Genomic DNA, 18,365 nt, shown 5'->3' on the forward strand with positions numbered 1-18,365 from the left:
TGGATCCTCACGAAACGTGGAGGAAAACTGGGTCTCAGGTCAGTTGTTATATGTCCAGAGCCAGTTTGTGGCTTCTCTTTGAGCTTGTTCGATGGTCTCAAAGCAGTTTTGATCCAGCTATTCCTGCCTGACTGTTCTGTTATAGCGCTCGACATAGGCATTTTGAGCCGGCTTTCTTGGCTGGATATGGCGGATCTGGATCCCTTTCGATTTAGCCCATGACAACAGAGATTCACTGATGTTTTCCGGGCCATTATCGATACGGATCACAAGTGGTTTGCCTAGCCATTCAATTACCTGCTTCAACGCGCGCACCACCATGAGCGCGGGGAGAGAAAAGTCAACTTCAATACACAACCCTTCCCGGTTGAAGTCATCCAGAATATTGAGGGTACGCAATCGTCTGGTGTCTTCCAATTGGTCTGACATGGAATCCATCTACCACATCTGATTAATACCGGAGGGTACCATCAGCTTTTCAGGCGCTTGCGCGGTTTCAGCTCCAATTCCCAGTCTATGCAATAGACACGCTTATGGTTCCAGCTAAAACCTTTGAGGTTGCGTAGATATAAAAACCACAACCCAAAACCCCAGATCCTATTGATTGTCGTTAAACGCACCAACCAGTCAGCTATGACTGTATTCTCGTCGCAAAGGCGCCGTCTATAACGGTAGCAGCGCTTACTCACACCAAAGGTGCAGCACGCCAGAGCAATTGAAATTCCTTTTGTCTCAATAGCAAACACAGCCATTTCCTTGCGCTGAGATGGCTTCAGTTTTTTTGCCAGAGCTTCCTTCAAAAGCTTATTTTTGCAAAGACAGTTCGGCAGGCATCTTTTTAAACCGGCGAAGTTCGTCTTGCGTAGACTTCATCTGCGAAATCATTGGAGTATCCAGACCACTGTTTATAAAAGCGCTGTGCGCTCATACCATGCTCGTGGTGCAGCTAAACAACCGGAACACCGCTTTCTCCCTACTTCTAAACTCGATCAATTTACGAGGGGATTACCTTTAGGTGCGCATCTTTAACCGAAAACCGGTATCCACTTTCCGGCGATACGTCCTATGTAGAATACAATAGTGGAGTTTGATGGGGCTTGGCGAAGTGGGTCAGAAATGAAATGCACTTCGAATACTTGTCCAAATTTCTTCAGCCACCTTTCACTAAGCCTCATCAGCAGTTCTATACCTAGAGGGGGCAAAAGTGAGATAGAGCATTGCGACAAGCCCGATAAAATCGGTCGTAACAGATGAAATACCCCCTATTGATAGGGTGTATAAAGGTACAGAAAAAATCGCTGTATATACGAATGCCCACCGCTTGTCCTTTTTGAGATCATTTAAGCGCTGCATAATCTTTACTGTGCTGACAATCAAGAAAAGGGCTGAAAACATATAGAAGGAGAGTGTTAATGCGTCTTGGCTTGGACCAACAGAGATTATTCTACCTTGGTTGAGAGCGAAAACGGTTAAACCGCCTAACGAGAGAATAAGTGCAGTCAGACCTATTAGGATTGAATGACCAAAATACGGTAATCGTGTTAATCTTCGGTTGTGATCGAAGAACCCGGCTCTAAGTGTTGATACTTCCATTTGTGCCCCCTAAAAACTTGAGGGCTCTCAGCTATGTGTTTTTCTGTTTTTTTGAAAGAGAGCTAAGGTTGTGTTTCACAGAACCTGTTCTCAAGATCTGCTTTCCCTGCAAACAGCAACCTTTCTCCTTCCGCCGCTTGGAGTTTATGCCGCATTAGCATCTTTGTTTTAGGCTATAGGATATCGCCGAAAAGTGGGCTTCGGTTTTCGAATTGAGGTACGCGCGAAAACAAAAAGCTTCCATCGTTGAAGTGTTTCAATGAAGCATCTCACCGATGCAAAGGTTACTCTGGCCAGCAAGTTTGGTGTGGATGCGTTTCCAACCTTCTTACTTGCTCGAACCTTGCAGTTCACAAGGATCAATAAAATGCACCCTGATCATGTTACAGTTGTCGTTCGTGACCTTGCCGAGGCGCGTTTGTTTTTCGGGCATCTGGACTTTGAAGAAACCCATGCGGTGGTCATCAACGGGGATACATTTTCACCGTACATGGGTGTTGAGGGGATGGAAGCTGACCATGTGACGCTGGTTTTGAAGGGGCATTCACCGCGGTTTGAAATACAGCTTCTGCATTATCGCAATCCTGAGCCTACAATCGCATCTGATGCGCTCTCGCTGAATAAAACTGGCTACAACCATCTGTGCTTTTCGGTTGATGACCTTGAGGGGAAGGTCGAAGAGTTGGAGGAGGCTGGCATTCAACCTCGTACGGAAATACTGGAATTCAACAACAGGAAACTGGTCTTTCTGACAGGGCCTGAGGGTATTACCGTTGAACTGGCCCAGTGGATGAACTGAAGCACGGTCCGCTCGTCAGGCGCAATCAAACAATAATAATTCTCTTAAAATAAGTAGGTTAGAGCGCAAAGCGTGATAGCAAGGGAACGCGGTGTTCTCTCCAGGGCATGCTTTAAAGCAAGGGCAGTCGCACCTTGTTGTTCAGTCAATGAGACACTGTGTTCTTTAAACGTAACACCTAAAACATTGAAACGACCGTTTCATATCATATATGCGGCCGATCCTAGGTTTGTCGTGGGCAATTCTGCTTAGGGCCTACTCAATAGAAGTAGCCCTGTTGAACTATCTGTTTGGGGTAGCGGCGGATGGTGCTGGCATAAATCTGGAACCTTTGAGTGTTACATGGAATGAGTTCTCGGTATTGGAGGGGAACGTGAAAAAAATTGGATTTGCCTGCGCCTCACTGGCTGCGCTTTTGATGGGATCTATGGGTGCTGCTTCAGCAAGTACGGACAGCTGTGAAATCGACCGACCCGTTGTCTTTGCCGGACTAGACTGGGATTCAGCTGCGTTCCATAACTCTGTTGCCCAGTATATTCTGGAAGAGGGATATGGCTGTGAAACGGATATTATTCCAGGCTCTCTCATTCCCCTTATTAACGGCATGGCCCGAGGTAATGTTGATGTGACCATGGAGATTGTTCCAAGCAGCTCTCCCGAGGCCTTGATTAAGGGGTTGAACGAAAACGCTTTTGTGGACCTTGGTGTGAATTATCCCGATTCCATGCAGGGCTGGTTTATTCCCAAATATCTGGTTGAGGGAGACGACGCACCGGCAAAGGGGCTGAAAGGCGTTGAAGACCTCGCCCAGTACAAAGAGCTGTTTGCTGACCCTGAAGAGCCGGGAATGGGCCGATTTTATAATTGTACACCGGGTTGGGCCTGTGAGGTCACCAATACCAAAAGGCTGGTTGGATACAAGTTGGCTGATGATTTTACAAACTTTCGCCCCGGCAGTGGTGCAGCGCTTTCTGCGGCAATTGAATCCAGCTTGAAGCGGAGAAAGCCGGTTCTGTTCTATTACTGGGGGCCGACCTGGCTGTTGGGCAAATATCAAAACGATCTTTACCAGCTGCGGGAGCCTGAATTCGATCAGGCAACCTGGGATGCGATTCTGGCTGAATCTGACCCTGAAAAGGTGACGAAGGCAACTCCGTACCCGTTGGCATCCGTACACGTGTTCGCCAATACTAAATTCTCTAGTGAGGCACCGGAAATCTCCAAGTTCCTCACCAACTATAACACCACAAGCTCTGTTGTTTCTGATGCACTTGCCTATATGCGTGAGACAGGGGGGACGCCTGATGACGCAGCTGTCTCTTTCTTGAAAGAGAATGAAGCGCTTTGGACTTCGTGGGTTCCCGAGAGTGTTGGAGTGCAGGTTAAACAGTCTCTGTCAGCGCAGTGATCCAATATACCTCATACCCTACTGGAGAGGTCCGGTGGGGCATGCTTTTCAAATAAGGGACGAGGAGTAACGTGTGTTGGCGCGCTCCGTCCAGTCTATTTGGTTACTTTTCTTATCTTCTTCCCATTTGTATTTTATTCAGTAATACCAATGGCATTTATGATTGACCTACTCTAGAGTCACCGTGCTTCAGCTTGAGTCGTAAGATTCCCTTTCTGTTTTTTCTGATTCAATCAACCAGCCGTTTAGGGAGGTCGGTATGAATGGGGAAGCCATATTCACGAAACTTACGGAAACGATTTATTATTCTTTTGGATACGGGGATGTCAGCAAGTGCAGCGGGACGTAGGCTAATGATTGCTCGCTCTACAGCTACACGTTGGGCATGGATCTGGCGCAGGGAGAACCGCTGTGAAGCCCTGCCAATGGGTGGGGACCACCGCTCCGCCTCCCTTGAAAGGCATGCACCCTTCATTGTCTCGTGTGTTCGCTCCCAACCAGATATCTTTTTACATGAGCTGGTGAGTATCTTATACCAACGGCACCTGTTTTTGACTCGGGATGAGGATTCCCAAATCACTTGAATTGTGATTCAACATTGGGAAAGGAGATTCCCAATGTCAGCGATCCCATTGCGCCGAGACTATGATGCTTCTTCGTTACGAACTCTTGCTTGTCAAAGTAAGGATGTCAGGCAGAGCCGCCGCCTTCTTGCTCTTGCTGCTGTTTATGATGGGTTGTCGCGCTTGGAGGCGGCACGCATGGGCGGCATGGACCGCCAAACACTGCGAGACTGGGTGCATCGGTTTAACGCAGAAGGGCCGCACGGCCTGTACAATCGTAAGAGCCCGGGCCGTGTCCGGTGGTTAAATAAAGAGCAAATGGCTGAATTTGCAGATCTGGTTGAGGCTGGGCCTGATTTACAACAACACGGCGTAATTCGCTGGCGTCGGCGGGATCTGCAAGGTGTGATCGAGCAGAAGTTTGGGGTCAGCTATAGCGAAAGGGCTATTTCAAGCCTCCTCACAGTTCTGGGATTTTCTCGGGTCAGCGTTCGGCCACAGCACCCGGCACAGGACGAGCAAGTTATGGAGACATATAAAAAAACTTCCATGCCCGGCTTAAAGAAATAAAAGCGCGCTTGCCCTCACAAACATCCATGGAAATCTGGTGGCAGGACGAAGCCCGCATTGGTCAAAAAAATGGGCTCACCAGAAGGTGGGCAAAAAAAGGAACGAGACCACGGGCTCCCAGCGACGGGCGCTATCAATCAACTTATGTATTCGGGGCCATCTGCCCCGCCCACGGCAAAGGGGTTGCTCTTGTTTTGCTCAAAGCCAATACAAATGCCATACAGTTACATCTGGCAGAGATCAGCCGAAACATTACCAAAGGGGCGCCGCGGTGGTCCTGATGGATCAGGCGGGTTGGCATACAACAGCAAAACTGAAACTACCTGACAACATAACCATTTTATTGCTTCCATCCCGTTCTCCGAAGCTCAACCCGGTTGAGAACATTTGGCAGTATTTACGGCAAAACTGGCTTTCTAATCGAAGCTTTGAAAACTATCAGGAAATTGTCGATGCTGCCTGTAACGCTTGGAACAAGCTTGTTCAACAGCCCCACACAATCACATCAATCGGCTACAGAAACTGGGCTAGTGTAGGTCAATCATAAATGCCGTTGATATTTGCGGCCAAAGGGAGTTCAGCCTCACAAAGTGCCCTGAGCAATTTGCTGTCCCGGCACGGCTTAACGCGAAAAAAGACACTTATTGCCAGAGAGCGAACCCGTGAAGATATCACGAAGGCCCGCGAAGAGTGGCAGGGTGCAATGAAAACTCTTGACTTGGGATCGCTGGTTTTCATTGATGAAAGCGGCTTTGATACAAAAATGACCCGCTTGCAGGGACGGTCGACACGCGGGCAACCCTGTTTCGGATCCGTGCCCTATGGGCATTGGCAGAACAACAGTTTTATCGCCGGCCTGCGTCTAGGGCGCATTGATGCCCCGATGCTCCTGTCAGGCCCCATGCATGGCTTGGCATTTGCGGCCTGGGTAAAGCAGGCCCTTGTCCCAACTCTCAAAGCGGGAGATATTGTCATCTGCGATAACTTAAATGTTCACAAAAACGCTGAAGCACGAAACGCTATTGAGGCCAAAGGTGCAGAACTACGCTTCCTGCCCGCATACTCTCCAGACTTCAACCCGATTGAAATGCTTTTTGCCAAAATTAAAGCGTTGGTCAGAAGTGCCGAAGCGCCGTGCTTCGACACTCTATGTAAAGCCATTCAGAAGGCGCTGAGCCAAGTCACACAGGATGAATGCACAAACTATATAACTCACGCTGGATATGACTCAACTTGATGGCTGATGACTCTAATTACAATTAAACGAAAGTAAAATCTTCTGACTGAAGGTCTACTACCTGAATACCTTCTAGCACTATCTGGTATTCGTCATCTAAGTTAATAACTGTACTTAAGCCTCTATTTTCCGCCGCCAAAATAAGGCTATTAAAGTCAGTAAAAAGTGTCTCATCTAACTCAATAAGGTCCTCTCCCTGAGTAAAATCGGTAATAGTATCGACCCCGGATCCTTTTGAGAAAATAAAAGTATCACGACCATTACCGCCTTCTAATAAGTCATCTCCAATACCACTATAAAAAGTATCATTACCTAGGCCTCCGACCATATGATCATCACCTTCATAGTCTTCAAAAGTGTCATTCCCGGCACCGCCTATTAGCGTGTCATCGCCCCATGCACCGTTTAAAATATTGTCCCCGGCATTACCGATAAGAGTATTATTCTGTCCATTGCCAATGGCACCCACATCAGTGTCACCGGTCAATGTCAGATTTTCAAGGTGCTGTGAGTGCTCCCGTAAAACATAGGTAACTGACGAGAAAACATGGTCAATACCCTCACCCGCCAACTCTTCAATTGTGTCCCCCACATTGTTGACAATATAAGTATCATTACCTAGTCCTCCGACCATATGGTCAGCGCCTTCAAAGTCTTCAAAAGTGTCATTCCCGGCACCGCCTATTAGCGTGTCATCGCCCCATGCACCGTTTAAAATATTGTCCCCGGCATTACCGATAAGAGTATTATTCTGTCCATTGCCAATAGCATCCACATCAGCGTCACCGGTCAATGTCAGATTTTCAAGGTGCTGCGAGTGCTCCCGTAAAACATAGGTAACTGACGAGAAAACATGGTCAATACCCTCACCCGCCAACTCTTCAATTGTGTCCCCCGCATTGTTGACAATATAAGTATCACTACCTAGTCCTCCGACCATATGGTCAGCGCCTTCAAAGTCTTCAAAAGTGTCATTCCCGGCACCGCCTATTAGCGTGTCATCGCCCCATGCACCGTTTAAAATATTGTCCCCGGAATTACCGATAAGAGTGTTATTCTGTCCATTGCCAATAGCATCCACATCAGCGTCACCGGTCAATGTCAGATTTTCAAGGTGCTGTGAGTGCTCCCGTAAAACATAGGTAACTGACGAGAAAACATGGTCAATACCCTCACCCGCCAACTCTTCAATTGTGTCCCCCGCATTGTTGACAATATAAGTATCACTACCTAGTCCTCCGACCATATGGTCAGCGCCTTCAAAGTCTTCAAAAGTGTCATTCCCGGCACCGCCTATTAGCGTGTCATCGCCCCATGCACCGTTTAAAATATTGTCCCCGGAATTACCGATAAGAGTGTTATTCTGTCCATTGCCAATAGCATCCACATCAGCGTCACCGGTCAATGTCAGATTTTCAAGGTGCTGTGAGTGCTCCCGTAAAACATAGGTAACTGACGAGAAAACATGGTCAATACCCTCACCCGCCAACTCTTCAATTGTGTCCCCCATATTGTTGACAACATAAGTATCGTTACCTAGGCCGCCTGCCATAAAGTCTTCACCTGCACCTCCGTTAATGGAATTATCTGCCACGTTACCAATCAAAGTATCATTACCGGAGCCGGAGATCACTTCTTCAATGATTGTTCCACGTGCTATGGAAAGGTTACCGACCAGGCCGTAGACGTCAGAAATACTCTCATCTAGCAGAGAAATATTTTGATCCGCATAAGTCGAGCTAAGGTCAAGAGTGTCATATCCACCATCATCAAGGATGGTGAACGTGACGCTCTGTTCCAGATTGGTGATCTGATCATAATACCCACCTGCTGTAGAGTTTTCTCCATAAGTGGTATCATCAACGCGAATATTGCCCGCAACACCATAGAGTTCTTGCATTGCCAAGATATCTGCAATCATAGGCGTCACGGCATATGCATAACTGGCATCTATATTCGTATTCTCTTCCTGACTAAAATACGACATGACCGTGGCCTGCCATGAATCGTTATCATAATGATTATCAAACCCATAGGTGGCGTTACCGTCATAATTTCCAGCATGCCCTAAGCCCAAAGCATGACCAATTTCATGGAGATACGTTTGGAAAGAATAGCTATCCAAGGTTGATCCATAAAAATTTAGCCAATCTGAAGATATATTTACAACAGATGAGGTAAGTGTCTCACCTGTAAAGGCAGAATCAAAAAAAGCTCCGTCTTCTGTATTTTGAAACGTAATATCTGCTGTGCCAAGAACAAAGTTAAAATTGATACCAGTTACCATAGTCCAAGCTTCAAGTGCTACTTGGGCCAAATATGCTTCATTATTAGGTAAGGAAGACAAGTTGACAGTCAGAGCTTCACCTGGATTCACATCAAATGAAGCGCGCTCATCCCCTTGTGAGTTCCAGTAGCCATCGGTCAACTGTGCACTAATTTCATCACTAGAAAAAATACCACCATCGACTATTTCCAATGGATTTACATTAAGAGTATAGGCTCCATGACCTCTATCCCAGATTGTTTCAGCCTCTATATAGAAAACGGCGGTCTCAAAAGCTCTATATACTAAACGGGAAGTGCTGTTAATTCCGTCCTCCCAGTACGAAGCCACAGGATTTCCATATTGAGAATATAAAGTCAGACTGGTATCTGGACTAGTGTTACCCACCGTAGCAGTTAGAGAGATTTCATAGACCTCTCCCTCAGTCAATGTAATCTTTATAAAGTCGTGATCATGATATGAATTTATCACCCCCCCAAAAGTACCTCCAACATCTATATGGTAGGGTGTAAATATACTATCAGGTGCATCACTTGCTTCGAATACAAAGTTATTCGCTGATTTTGTAGAGGGAGCGGGAGATTTATAGCTCATAAAATTTGTCCAGAATCTGTGTCACTGCGGAAAAACACTACTTTCAAAACCGCAATATATGAGTGTTACTTATATTTGTACAATTTTTTATATATAAAACATTATCCATTGGTAGGAATAGAAGCCGCTCGGAAAGTCAGGTCATATGCAGGGTAAGGGTACTATTTTAAAGCCACCTATGAGGCTTAATAATTGAGAAGCCTTTAATACGGCTCATTCGCTTTACTACATTTATGCCTTAATTATATTTAATAATATGAATTCCTACATCTGGCTTGTATTGGTCAGAGGCTGCTCTAACTTACTTCAGAGCATTTACATTCAGTAATCCGATGGCCGTGCACATTTTTGCCAACGGGATCTGGTGTCTTGGGTGCCATAGGAGGCACAAAGACCGATAGATAATGGGGGCGTTGTTTTTAATTGGCTTTTGAAGGCCAAAGAGAAATGAGGCTAACATGAAGTGGCTCTATGGAGTTCTGATTATCCTGCTCATTCTGGGCAGTGCTGCGTTTTGGGCGATCAAATTCGGTCCCCTGTCTTTTGTGGAAGGGTATTTCTTAAATCGTCCTGAACGGCCCGAAGGCCAGCTAACCCTTTTCGAACCTGAAAACGGTTTGAAATACTATGTCTATCTGCCCGAAGGGTATACTGACACTCCCGCGCAGCCTTACGCCACCATCTACCACCTGCACGGTGCCATGCCGTTTCCCTGGAAGGTCGCGAAGGGCATGGTCGAGGCGGATGTCCGCGTTCTCGCCAACCAGATGGAAGCCTTGGTGAAGGAAGGGCGCGCTGACCCTGCTGTCATCGTCGCGCCCTATGACGGTTTTGGTTTCAGCATGTGGTCGGATTCAAGTTCCGGTCATGAAATGATTGAGAGCCAGATCCTCAACACCATCATGCCCCACATTCAGGCCACCTACACTGTGTCAAAGGATCGGTCGAATACCTTCATTCAAGGGTTTTCCATGGGGGGCTTTGGCGCAACGAAAATCGGGTTCAAGTATCCCGAAAAATTCTCCAAAATCACCAGTTGGGACGGAGCCATTCATAACTGGGAGAGCTTGAACAACATGCGTGATCACATCGTTGAAAACATGTTTGCCTCCGAAGCAGATTTCAACAGTCACTCCCCGTGGCTCGCCTCGCAAAACTATGCGGACAACGCGAGTGCACACCCAGTTAAGGTCTCGCTGTTTTCTGGAAAAATGGCAGCCCCTTCCAAGTTCACGGCAAACTTTGACAAGTATTTGAATACGCTCGGCATCGCCCACACGCTTACCGTGACCAGCTGCCAACACGACCCCTTCTGCTTCATGTCCCAAGAGCGCGTTGCTCAGGTCTATGGGAACGAGCAATAGTATCCAAGGCTTCTAACAAAAAGGGCCAGCCAAACGGCCGGCCCTTTTTCTACATGCTTAACATGTCAGCTTAGCAGCCCAATGTTTGAAGTTTGAAGTCTTGGACTGGAGAAAGCGAAGATCAGTATTTTTATCGAACCCGCCTACAAAGGACAGTATTCCCGCCGCGAATTCCGCTTTACACCCAGAGGCCTTGTGTATCCAGTTGTGAAAGCCTACCCGATGGGGAACCCATTTTCGTAAATGTCTAGATGGAACTTTCATAGCGGTTACAAGATGGGGGGACATCTCGGTCAATGTACTTGACCGGTAACACCGTTGCTTTTTGTGAGCTCGTCAGCTGGAAAGCAGACTTACCCGATCCATTCCAATGCCTGACCGTGAGGGCCTGTCCAGGCGCAGGGTTCGCCGTTTTCACACAGGAGGAACCGGCCTGAAGGGTGAGGACCAGCTACCTTATCAGCAAAACGGGTAATGACTCTGGAGCCCTCATTGGAGATCCAGTGAACATCAGAGCCGAGTAGCATTTTAATGAATGCATCCCGTTTATCTGTATCACGCACATAGCAGAGAACCGCGCTATGGAAAACTACTGGCGTGGTTCCCGAGGGGACCTGTTCCAGTAAAGCTGGAAGATCGTCGAGAAGGTCGCCCTTGATAAGTCTGGGCTTGTGTTGTCTTGCAACAGCAATTGCTTTTTCTAGGCGGAGCAAGCGAGCGTCCTGATCCGGCCAGACAAGCGTTTGCAGCCATTGGACTGCGTCCTCGTCTTCAAGATCCAACGGATTCAGGTCCAACCCGGCACGCCAAACAACATCTGGTCTTTTAACTGGCAAGGGTGCGGCACCAGTCACTGAACAGTGCAACACCGGCGTATCAGGCTCGGCAGGGTCCTGCCCTAGCTGATGTGCGTTCATGTTGTAATCATAGGCATAAAGATCGGGAAACAGGCAAAGACCGGCAGAAGCCCCCACTTCTATCAATGCAATTGGCTGTGGTAAGCGGGAGAGAAGCGGCAGCAGGACAGCACAGCGACCGGGTTCATTGGTTTGTGTGCTGCGACGCAACATTTCCTGCCTGATCGCAGAGGCATGATTGCGCAAGGTCTCGTTTAGCTCAAAGACTTCGGGAACACGACCTGCCGCCCATCTGATCGCGGCGAAAAGAAGATTGGGTTGTCGCTTTTCTTCCGGTAAAGCGACAAGAAATTCATGATACTCTGGTGATATGGCAATATGGTTTGCCCATCGTTCATAGGTTGGTGAATTGTCTTTAGCCTCGCGAGCAGCAAAAGCAAAATAACCATGTTCAAGTGCTTGATCTAAAACTGTCACCACCCAAAATCCTTCCTTAAGATGTGATTTTGCAATTTCTTAGGAAGCTCACAAGCATACTATGGTCTAACCAATTCAATATAACTTCAGCATAGCTGTGTTGCACTATTCGAGTTTACCCTAAATCTGACCCAACCCCAAGAATGTGGTCATTCAGAAGCCTTATCAAACGCAGGCGCCCGAGCGAGGCCATGATGTTAAGAACAGTGATGCTAACTCAAGCCCATGTCCTTTGGTTTTTGACATTCCGTAACCGGAGTTTGTTGCCAATCACCTGCTTGAAACGACTCATCAAGGTTTCTCCTCGGGTCCTTGGTCCATACCCAGCCTACCTTGACCAAGCCATATGGCCTTTATTTTGCTTTCCAAAATATCGGTTACGGTAATTTTGATGGGACTTAGCCCAGTTCTTCAAACATCTTCCACCAAATCAACAGGGCTTGTTACACCAAGCCCTATCAAATTGCGGGGGCAGAACAAAAAAGGGCCAGCCAAGTGGCCAGCCCTTTTTGAAGTTTTATGCGTAGCACCTAGATGTGGATGGGCTTGGAGAAGGTTGCAAGTGCAGCTTCTTTTATCGCCTCCGACATGGTTGGGTGCGCGTGGCAGGTGCGGCCAAGGTCTTCGGAGGAACCACCGAATTCCATGAGAACGCAGGCCTCGTGAATCATTTCGCCAGCGCCATGGCCCAGAATATGAACGCCCAGAACGCGGTCGGTGTCTGCGTCTGCCAGAACTTTCACAAAGCCTTCTGTTTTCAGCATGGCTTTGGCACGACCATTGGCGGTGAACGGGAACTTGCCCGCCTTGTAGTTCACGCCTGCGGCCTTCAGCTCTTCTTCGGTTTTACCAACGGAAGCGACTTCAGGAGAGGTGTACACAACGCCCGGGATCACGTCATAGTTCACATGCCCTGCCTGACCGGAAAGGATTTCGGCAACAGCAACGCCTTCATCCTCGGCCTTGTGTGCCAGCATCGGGCCGGCAATCACGTCGCCGATGGCGTAGATGCCCTCAACGTTGGTCTTAAAGTGGTTGTCGGTGATCACACGTCCACGCTCGTCCAGCGCAACACCTGCCTCAGCAAGACCAAGGTTGTCGGTGTACGGCTTGCGGCCAATGGCAACCAGCACAACATCCGCGTCCAGTGTCTGGGCTTCGCCGCCAGCGGCAGGCTCCACGGAAACCTCGTGTCCTTTGCCCTTTTTGGAAACGCCGGTCACCTTGGAAGACAGCTTGAACTCCATGCCTTGCTTTTTCAGCATACGCTGGAACTGCTTGGAAACGTCTGCGTCCATTGCGCCAAGGATCTTGTCCATGAATTCGACAACGGTTACCTGCGCGCCAAGGCGGGCATAAACGGAACCCAGCTCAAGGCCGATAACGCCAGCGCCAACAACAACCATTTTGGCAGGAACTTTTTCAAGCTCCAGTGCGCCGGTAGAGGACACGATGGTTTTCTCGTCAATCTCCACGCCCGGCAACGGCATCACATCAGAGCCGGTGGCGATGACGATGTTCTTGCCCTCAACAATGCTTACAGAACCGTCTTCGGCTGTCACTTCCACCTTGCCAGCAGAGACAATGCGGCCTGTGCCGATGTGCGGTGTGATCTTGTTCTTCTTGAACAGGTAATCAATACCGGAAACATTGCCGTCAACCACAGAGGTTTTGTGGGCCTGCATGGTTGGCCAGTCCACTGCGGGCTTGCCAACCTTAATGCCAAGCTTCTCAAAGGAGTGGGAAGCTTCCTCAAACATCTCAGAGGCATGCAGCAATGCTTTGGAAGGAATACAGCCAACGTTGAGGCAGGTGCCGCCGTGGGTCTTGCGCTTTTCAACAACGGCCACTTTCATGCCCAGTTGAGCCGCCTTCACCGCGCAAACATAACCACCGGGGCCAGTTCCGATAATAATAAGATCGTAGGACATATAAGTATCCTTGAGAATTATTCTTAGCCGGTTTCACCGGCACATAACGGGAAATGCCCGGATCACTCCGGGCACTTGCAAAACTTATTAAAGGTCCAGCACCAGACGCTGCGGATCTTCCAGGCTTTCTTTCACGCGCACAAGGAAGGTAACAGCTTCTTTACCGTCCACGATGCGGTGGTCGTAAGAAAGAGCCAGATACATCATCGGACGGATCACAACCTGACCGTTGATGGCCACAGGACGCTCCTGAATTTTGTGCATGCCCAGAATACCGGACTGCGGAGCGTTCAGGATTGGGGAGGACATGAGGGAGCCGTAAACACCACCGTTGGAGATGGTGAATGTGCCGCCCTGCATGTCTGCCATGGAAAGCTTGCCATCACGGCCCTTGCGTCCAAGATCACCGATGTTCTTTTCGATTTCGGCAATCGACATCTGGTCCGCATCACGAACCACAGGAACAACAAGACCCTTAGGTGTGCCAACAGCAACACCGATATGGGCGTAGTCCTTGTAGATGATGTCAGTGCCATCAATCTCGGCGTTCACAGCTGGGATTTCTTTCAAGGCATGGGTCACTGCTTTTGCAAAGAAGCCCATGAAGCCAAGCTTAACGCCGTGCTTCTTCTCGAAGATGTCCTTGTACTGCTTGCGCAGATCCATGATCGGCTTCATGTCCACTTCGTTATAAGTGGTCAGCATGGCAGCGGAGTTCTGGGCATCTTTCAAACGACGCGCGATTGTCTGGCGCAGTTTGGTCATGCGTACGCGTTCTTCGCGCTGTTCATCTGCAGGTGCAGATGGTGCACGAACGGAGACCGCAGGAGTTGATGCAGGCTGGGCTGCATTCACGCCGCTTGCAACAGCTGCAATCACGTCACCTTTGAGAACCTGACCGCGCTTGCCTGAACCGGCAACCTGACCAGCGTTAATGCCCTGTTCCGCCATCATCTTTGCAGCAGAAGGCGCAGCAGGCATGGACGTTGCCGCAGGTGCTGCAGGCGCCGGTGCGCTAGGTGCAGGAGCAGCAGCTTGCGGGGCAACAACAGCGCCGGCACCCGGTGCGATTTTGCAAAGCAGGTTGCCCGGCTCAACAGTTGCGCCGGTTGTCTGTGCAATTTCAACCACAGTGCCAGCCACAGGGCTTGGCACTTCCTGTGCGGCCTTGTCTGTTTCCAGTTCAACCAGAATGTCATCGGCTTTAACAACATCACCAACTTTAACGGACCATTCGCCCACTTCAGCCTCGGTGACGCTCTCGCCAGCATGTGGAACCAGAACATCAACAGGGGCAGCAGCAGCTGCGTTTGCCTGTGCTGTAGCGGCAGGAGCGGCGGCAGTTGCTGCTGGTGCAGCAGCGCCAGCTCCTTCAGCCAGTTCACCAAGCAATGTGCCAACTTCAACCGTATCACCTTCATTGACCATGATGGCCTGCAAAGTACCGGCAGCAGGAGCAGGCACTTCAACAGTTACCTTGTCCGTTTCCAGTTCCACCAAAGGCTCGTCAGCATTTACTGCATCACCCGGCTTTTTGAACCATTGAGCAATGGTCGCTTCGGTTACGGATTCTCCCAGTGTGGGCACACGAATTTCCGTCGCCATTTTCTGTCTCTTCTCATTTATGGGCCAAAGGGGCCGTTAAAATAAAATTCCAAAGGGTGGTGCGCTCTACACTGAGAACGCATCGTCCAAGAAGGCTTGCAACTGGGCAAGATGCTTAGACATCAAGCCGGTTGCCGTTGCAGCAGCAGCTGGGCGGCCAACATAACGTGGGCGCGTAACCTTGGCACCAACATGTTCAAGAACCCATTCAATATATTCTTGAACAAAGAACCATGAACCCATGTTCTTCGGCTCTTCCTGACACCACACCACATCCGCGTTCTTAAAGCGTTTAAGCTCGGTGCAAAGCGCTTTGGTCGGGAACGGGTAAAGCTGTTCCACACGCAGCAGGTAGACATCGTCAATACCGCGTTTTTCGCGCTCTTCCAGCAGGTCGTAGTAAACCTTACCAGTACACAGAACCACACGGCGGATTTTGTCATCAGCCTGCAAGGCAACCGTTGAACCAGGATGTGACTGGGCATCATCCCACAGCAAGCGGTGGAAACAGCTGTCTGTTCCAAAATCTGCCAGATGCGAAACGGCACGCTTGTGACGCAGCAAAGATTTCGGTGTCATCAGGATCAGCGGTTTACGAATGTCACGCTTCATCTGACGGCGCAGAATGTGGAAGTAGTTGGCCGGTGTTGTACAGTTGGCAACCTGCATGTTGTCTTCTGCACACATTTGTAAGAAGCGCTCAAGGCGTGCGGAGGAATGCTCCGGTCCTTGGCCTTCATAGCCATGCGGCAGCAGGCACACGAGGCCCGACATACGCAGCCACTTGCGTTCACCAGAAGAGATGAACTGGTCAAACAGCACCTGCGCACCGTTTGCAAAGTCACCGAACTGCGCTTCCCACATGGTTAGAGCATTTGGCTCAGACAAGGAGTAGCCATATTCAAACCCAAGCACAGCCTCTTCAGACAGCATGGAGTTGATGACTTCGTAGCGGGCCTGCCCCTTGGCAACGTGGTTGAGCGGGATATAACGGTCTTCGTTTTCCTGATCATACAGCACGGAGTGACGCTGGGAGAATGTACCGCGTTCACAGTCCTGACCGGACAGGCGAACTGCAATGCCTTCATCCAGAAGTCCGGCAAATGCCAGTGCTTCACCCATGGCCCAGTCAATGCCCTTCGCGTCCTCAATCATCTTGGCGCGATTGTTCATGAAACGGCGGATCGTGCGGTGAGCATTAAACCCTTCAGGAACAGTAGAGAGCATATGACCCAGCTCAAGGAGCTTGTCATCGGCAATACATGTCTGGCCACGGCGCGGCTCGTCAGATTGCTTGGCAATCTTCATGCCTGACCATTTGCCATCCAGCCAGTCAGCCTTGTTTGGCTTATACTCATTGCCCACTTCAAATTCGTGGTCCAGATGCGTACGCCACTCGGCTCTCGCCTTGTCCACTTCATCAGCGGCAATCAAACCTTCGCTTACCAGCTTGTCGCCGTAAATCTGCAAGGTTGTTTCATGCTTGCGGATCTTGCGGTACATGATTGGCTGCGTGAACGCTGGCTCATCGCCCTCGTTATGGCCGAAGCGGCGATAACAGATAATGTCGATCACGACAGGACGGCCAAACTTCTGGCGGAACTCAACGGCGATTTTCGCCGCATAGGTGACCGCTTCAGGGTCATCGCCATTCACATGGAAGATCGGTGCTTCAATCACCTTCGCCACATCTGACGGATAAGGCGAGGAGCGGGAGAAACGCGGGTTGGTGGTAAAGCCGATCTGGTTGTTGATGATCACGTGGATCGAACCACCAGTACGGTGACCGCGCAGGGCAGAAAGGCCAAAACATTCAGCCACAACACCTTGACCTGCAAACGCCGCATCACCGTGCAGCAGCAGCGGCAGCACTTTGGAGCGGTCAGTCTCGGTTGTTTCCACCCAGCCAGACTCTTGGTCCTGCTTGGCGCGGGCCTTACCCAGAACAACCGGATTCACGATTTCAAGGTGCGAGGGGTTCGCTGTCAAAGACAGGTGAACGTTGTTGCCATCAAATTCGCGGTCCGAAGAGGCCCCAAGGTGATACTTCACATCACCAGAACCTTCCACATCGTCCGGCGCGTAGGAGCCGCCCTTGAACTCGTGGAAGATCGCCCGGTGCGGTTTGCCCATTACTTGAGAAAGCACGTTCAAACGGCCACGATGCGCCATGCCCAGAACAATTTCCTGAACACCCAGCGCACCGCCACGCTTGATGATCTGCTCAAGAGCCGGAATAAGCGCTTCACCGCCATCAAGGCCAAAACGTTTGGTGCCGGTGTATTTGACGTCAAGAAACTTTTCAAAGCCTTCGGCTTCAACCAGTTTATTGAGGATCGCCTTCTTGCCTTCCGGCGTAAAGGCCACATGCTTGTCCGGCCCTTCAATGCGTTCCTGAATCCATGCCTTTGCCGCAGGGTCGGAAATATGCATGAATTCCACACCCAGGGTGGAACAGTAGGTACGCTTCAGGATTTCCAGCATCTCGCGAATACTGGCAAACTCCATGCCCAAAACATTGTCGAGGAAGATCTTGCGATCCCAATCGGCCTCGGTGAAGCCATAGGTTGCCGGATGCAGCTCTTCATGATCACCGGGTGTTGCAAGGTGCAGCGGGTCAAGGTCGGCATGCAGATGGCCGCGCATACGGTAAGCACGGATCATCATCAGTGCGCGTACACTGTCACGTGTAGCCTGCTGGACTTCAGCATCTGTCAGTTCAACGCCGGTTTTTTTGGCGCTGGACTTGATCTTTTTTTCAACGACTTGCTCGGCCGGCCAATCGCCGTCCAGTGCAGACACCAGTTCACCGTTGGCGGGAATTGGCCAATCGGGGCGTTGCCAGGTTGCTCCACGAGCTTCCTTGATAACGTCAGCCGGGTTATCTTGCAAAGATGAGAAGAATTCTTGCCACTCGGGGTCGAGTGAGCTGGGGTTTTCCTGATACTGAGCGTATAGGTCTTCAATATAAGGAGCGTTGGCGCCGTAAAGGAACGACGTCAGCGCGAATACATTGTTCGCGTCCTGCCGTGCCATGCTTTTAAAGCGAAGTTTTGCTTCGCCCTGCTTTCTTATGGGCC

Annotated in this window: 11 protein-coding genes and 2 pseudogenes; 6 read left to right on the forward strand and 7 right to left on the reverse strand. The window is 49.7% G+C overall.

Translation table 11 applies throughout. From position 1 onward, the window contains the following. Nucleotides 1-39: 39 nt before the first annotated feature. Both P6574_RS18565 and P6574_RS18570 read right to left on the reverse strand, forming a co-directional pair. A pseudogene (locus P6574_RS18565) lies at nucleotides 40-946 on the reverse strand (IS3 family transposase); the annotation flags it as partial. Nucleotides 947-1,164: 218 nt separating this feature from the next. Continuing rightward, nucleotides 1,165-1,593: a hypothetical protein gene (locus P6574_RS18570; protein ID WP_310621711.1), complete on the reverse strand. Its 429-nt coding sequence runs from the start codon at nucleotides 1,591-1,593 to the stop codon at nucleotides 1,165-1,167. A 259-nt stretch (nucleotides 1,594-1,852) separates the two neighbouring features. Between P6574_RS18570 and P6574_RS18575 the strand changes: the two genes are divergently transcribed. The 5 genes and pseudogenes from P6574_RS18575 (at nucleotide 1,853) to P6574_RS18595 (ending at nucleotide 6,170) form a co-directional block, all read left to right on the forward strand. Next, complete coding sequence (locus tag P6574_RS18575; RefSeq protein ID WP_310621712.1) at nucleotides 1,853-2,392, forward strand: VOC family protein; 540 nt, start codon at nucleotides 1,853-1,855, stop codon at nucleotides 2,390-2,392. 211 nt (nucleotides 2,393-2,603) lie between these two features. Then, nucleotides 2,604-3,800 carry an ABC transporter substrate-binding protein gene (locus P6574_RS18580; RefSeq protein ID WP_310621713.1) on the forward strand — a complete coding sequence of 399 codons (1,197 nt, stop codon included), beginning with the start codon at nucleotides 2,604-2,606 and terminating at the stop codon, nucleotides 3,798-3,800. 263 nt (nucleotides 3,801-4,063) lie between these two features. Beyond that, nucleotides 4,064-4,384 carry a hypothetical protein gene (locus tag P6574_RS18585; RefSeq protein WP_310621714.1) on the forward strand — a complete coding sequence of 107 codons (321 nt, stop codon included), beginning with the start codon at nucleotides 4,064-4,066 and terminating at the stop codon, nucleotides 4,382-4,384. A gap of 33 nt (nucleotides 4,385-4,417) precedes the next feature. After that, a pseudogene (locus P6574_RS18590) lies at nucleotides 4,418-5,480 on the forward strand (IS630 family transposase). Continuing rightward, nucleotides 5,481-6,170, forward strand: a complete 690-nt coding sequence (locus P6574_RS18595; RefSeq protein ID WP_310621715.1) for an IS630 family transposase — start codon at nucleotides 5,481-5,483, stop codon at nucleotides 6,168-6,170. It begins immediately after the preceding pseudogene. Nucleotides 6,171-6,192: 22 nt separating this feature from the next. Here P6574_RS18595 and P6574_RS18600 read toward each other — a convergent pair whose 3' ends face one another. Further along, entirely contained in the window at nucleotides 6,193-9,051 is a 2,859-nt protein-coding gene (locus tag P6574_RS18600) for a M10 family metallopeptidase C-terminal domain-containing protein (protein WP_310621716.1), read from the reverse strand. Between the two features lie 458 nt (nucleotides 9,052-9,509). Here P6574_RS18600 and P6574_RS18605 point away from each other — a divergent pair, with 458 nt between their 5' ends. Beyond that, the gene (locus P6574_RS18605; RefSeq protein WP_310621717.1) at nucleotides 9,510-10,415 is read left to right on the forward strand and encodes an alpha/beta hydrolase-fold protein; all 906 of its coding nucleotides are present in this window, start codon (nucleotides 9,510-9,512) and stop codon (nucleotides 10,413-10,415) included. Nucleotides 10,416-10,768: 353 nt separating this feature from the next. Here the strand turns inward: P6574_RS18605 and P6574_RS18610 are convergent, their stop codons facing one another. The 4 genes from P6574_RS18610 to P6574_RS18625 all read right to left on the reverse strand — a co-directional run bounded on the left by P6574_RS18610 (nucleotide 10,769) and on the right by P6574_RS18625 (nucleotide 18,321). Continuing rightward, nucleotides 10,769-11,749 (reverse strand): DUF2332 domain-containing protein, encoded by a 981-nt coding sequence (locus P6574_RS18610; RefSeq protein ID WP_310621718.1) that lies wholly within the window; start codon nucleotides 11,747-11,749, stop codon nucleotides 10,769-10,771. A 530-nt stretch (nucleotides 11,750-12,279) separates the two neighbouring features. Beyond that, nucleotides 12,280-13,680, reverse strand: a complete 1,401-nt coding sequence (gene lpdA / locus P6574_RS18615; protein ID WP_310621719.1) for a dihydrolipoyl dehydrogenase — start codon at nucleotides 13,678-13,680, stop codon at nucleotides 12,280-12,282. An 87-nt stretch (nucleotides 13,681-13,767) separates the two neighbouring features. Next, a complete protein-coding gene (gene odhB, locus P6574_RS18620) occupies nucleotides 13,768-15,285 on the reverse strand; it encodes a 2-oxoglutarate dehydrogenase complex dihydrolipoyllysine-residue succinyltransferase (RefSeq protein ID WP_310621720.1) in 1,518 nt (505 codons plus the stop codon). Nucleotides 15,286-15,351: 66 nt separating this feature from the next. Then, the gene (locus P6574_RS18625; protein WP_310622194.1) at nucleotides 15,352-18,321 is read right to left on the reverse strand and encodes a 2-oxoglutarate dehydrogenase E1 component; all 2,970 of its coding nucleotides are present in this window, start codon (nucleotides 18,319-18,321) and stop codon (nucleotides 15,352-15,354) included. Nucleotides 18,322-18,365: the final 44 nt, after the last annotated feature.

Origin of the sequence: Pseudovibrio sp. M1P-2-3 (assembly GCF_031501865.1) — a bacterium.
Classification (GTDB): domain Bacteria; phylum Pseudomonadota; class Alphaproteobacteria; order Rhizobiales; family Stappiaceae; genus Pseudovibrio; species Pseudovibrio corallicola.

Bases quoted from the DNA above. Each gene is read 5' to 3' on its own strand.
- P6574_RS18570 (WP_310621711.1), bottom strand. From the start codon at position 1,593: ATGGAAGTATCAACACTTAGAGCCGGGTTCTTCGATCACAACCGAAGA.
- P6574_RS18585 (WP_310621714.1), top strand. From the start codon at position 4,064: ATGGGGAAGCCATATTCACGAAACTTACGGAAACGATTTATTATTCTT.
- P6574_RS18605 (WP_310621717.1), top strand. From the start codon at position 9,510: ATGAAGTGGCTCTATGGAGTTCTGATTATCCTGCTCATTCTGGGCAGT.
- P6574_RS18595 (WP_310621715.1), top strand. From the start codon at position 5,481: ATGCCGTTGATATTTGCGGCCAAAGGGAGTTCAGCCTCACAAAGTGCC.
- P6574_RS18600 (WP_310621716.1), bottom strand. From the start codon at position 9,051: ATGAGCTATAAATCTCCCGCTCCCTCTACAAAATCAGCGAATAACTTT.
- P6574_RS18625 (WP_310622194.1), bottom strand. From the start codon at position 18,321: ATGGCACGGCAGGACGCGAACAATGTATTCGCGCTGACGTCGTTCCTT.
- P6574_RS18580 (WP_310621713.1), top strand. From the start codon at position 2,604: ATGCGGCCGATCCTAGGTTTGTCGTGGGCAATTCTGCTTAGGGCCTAC.
- P6574_RS18575 (WP_310621712.1), top strand. From the start codon at position 1,853: ATGAAGCATCTCACCGATGCAAAGGTTACTCTGGCCAGCAAGTTTGGT.
- lpdA (WP_310621719.1), bottom strand. From the start codon at position 13,680: ATGTCCTACGATCTTATTATTATCGGAACTGGCCCCGGTGGTTATGTT.
- odhB (WP_310621720.1), bottom strand. From the start codon at position 15,285: ATGGCGACGGAAATTCGTGTGCCCACACTGGGAGAATCCGTAACCGAA.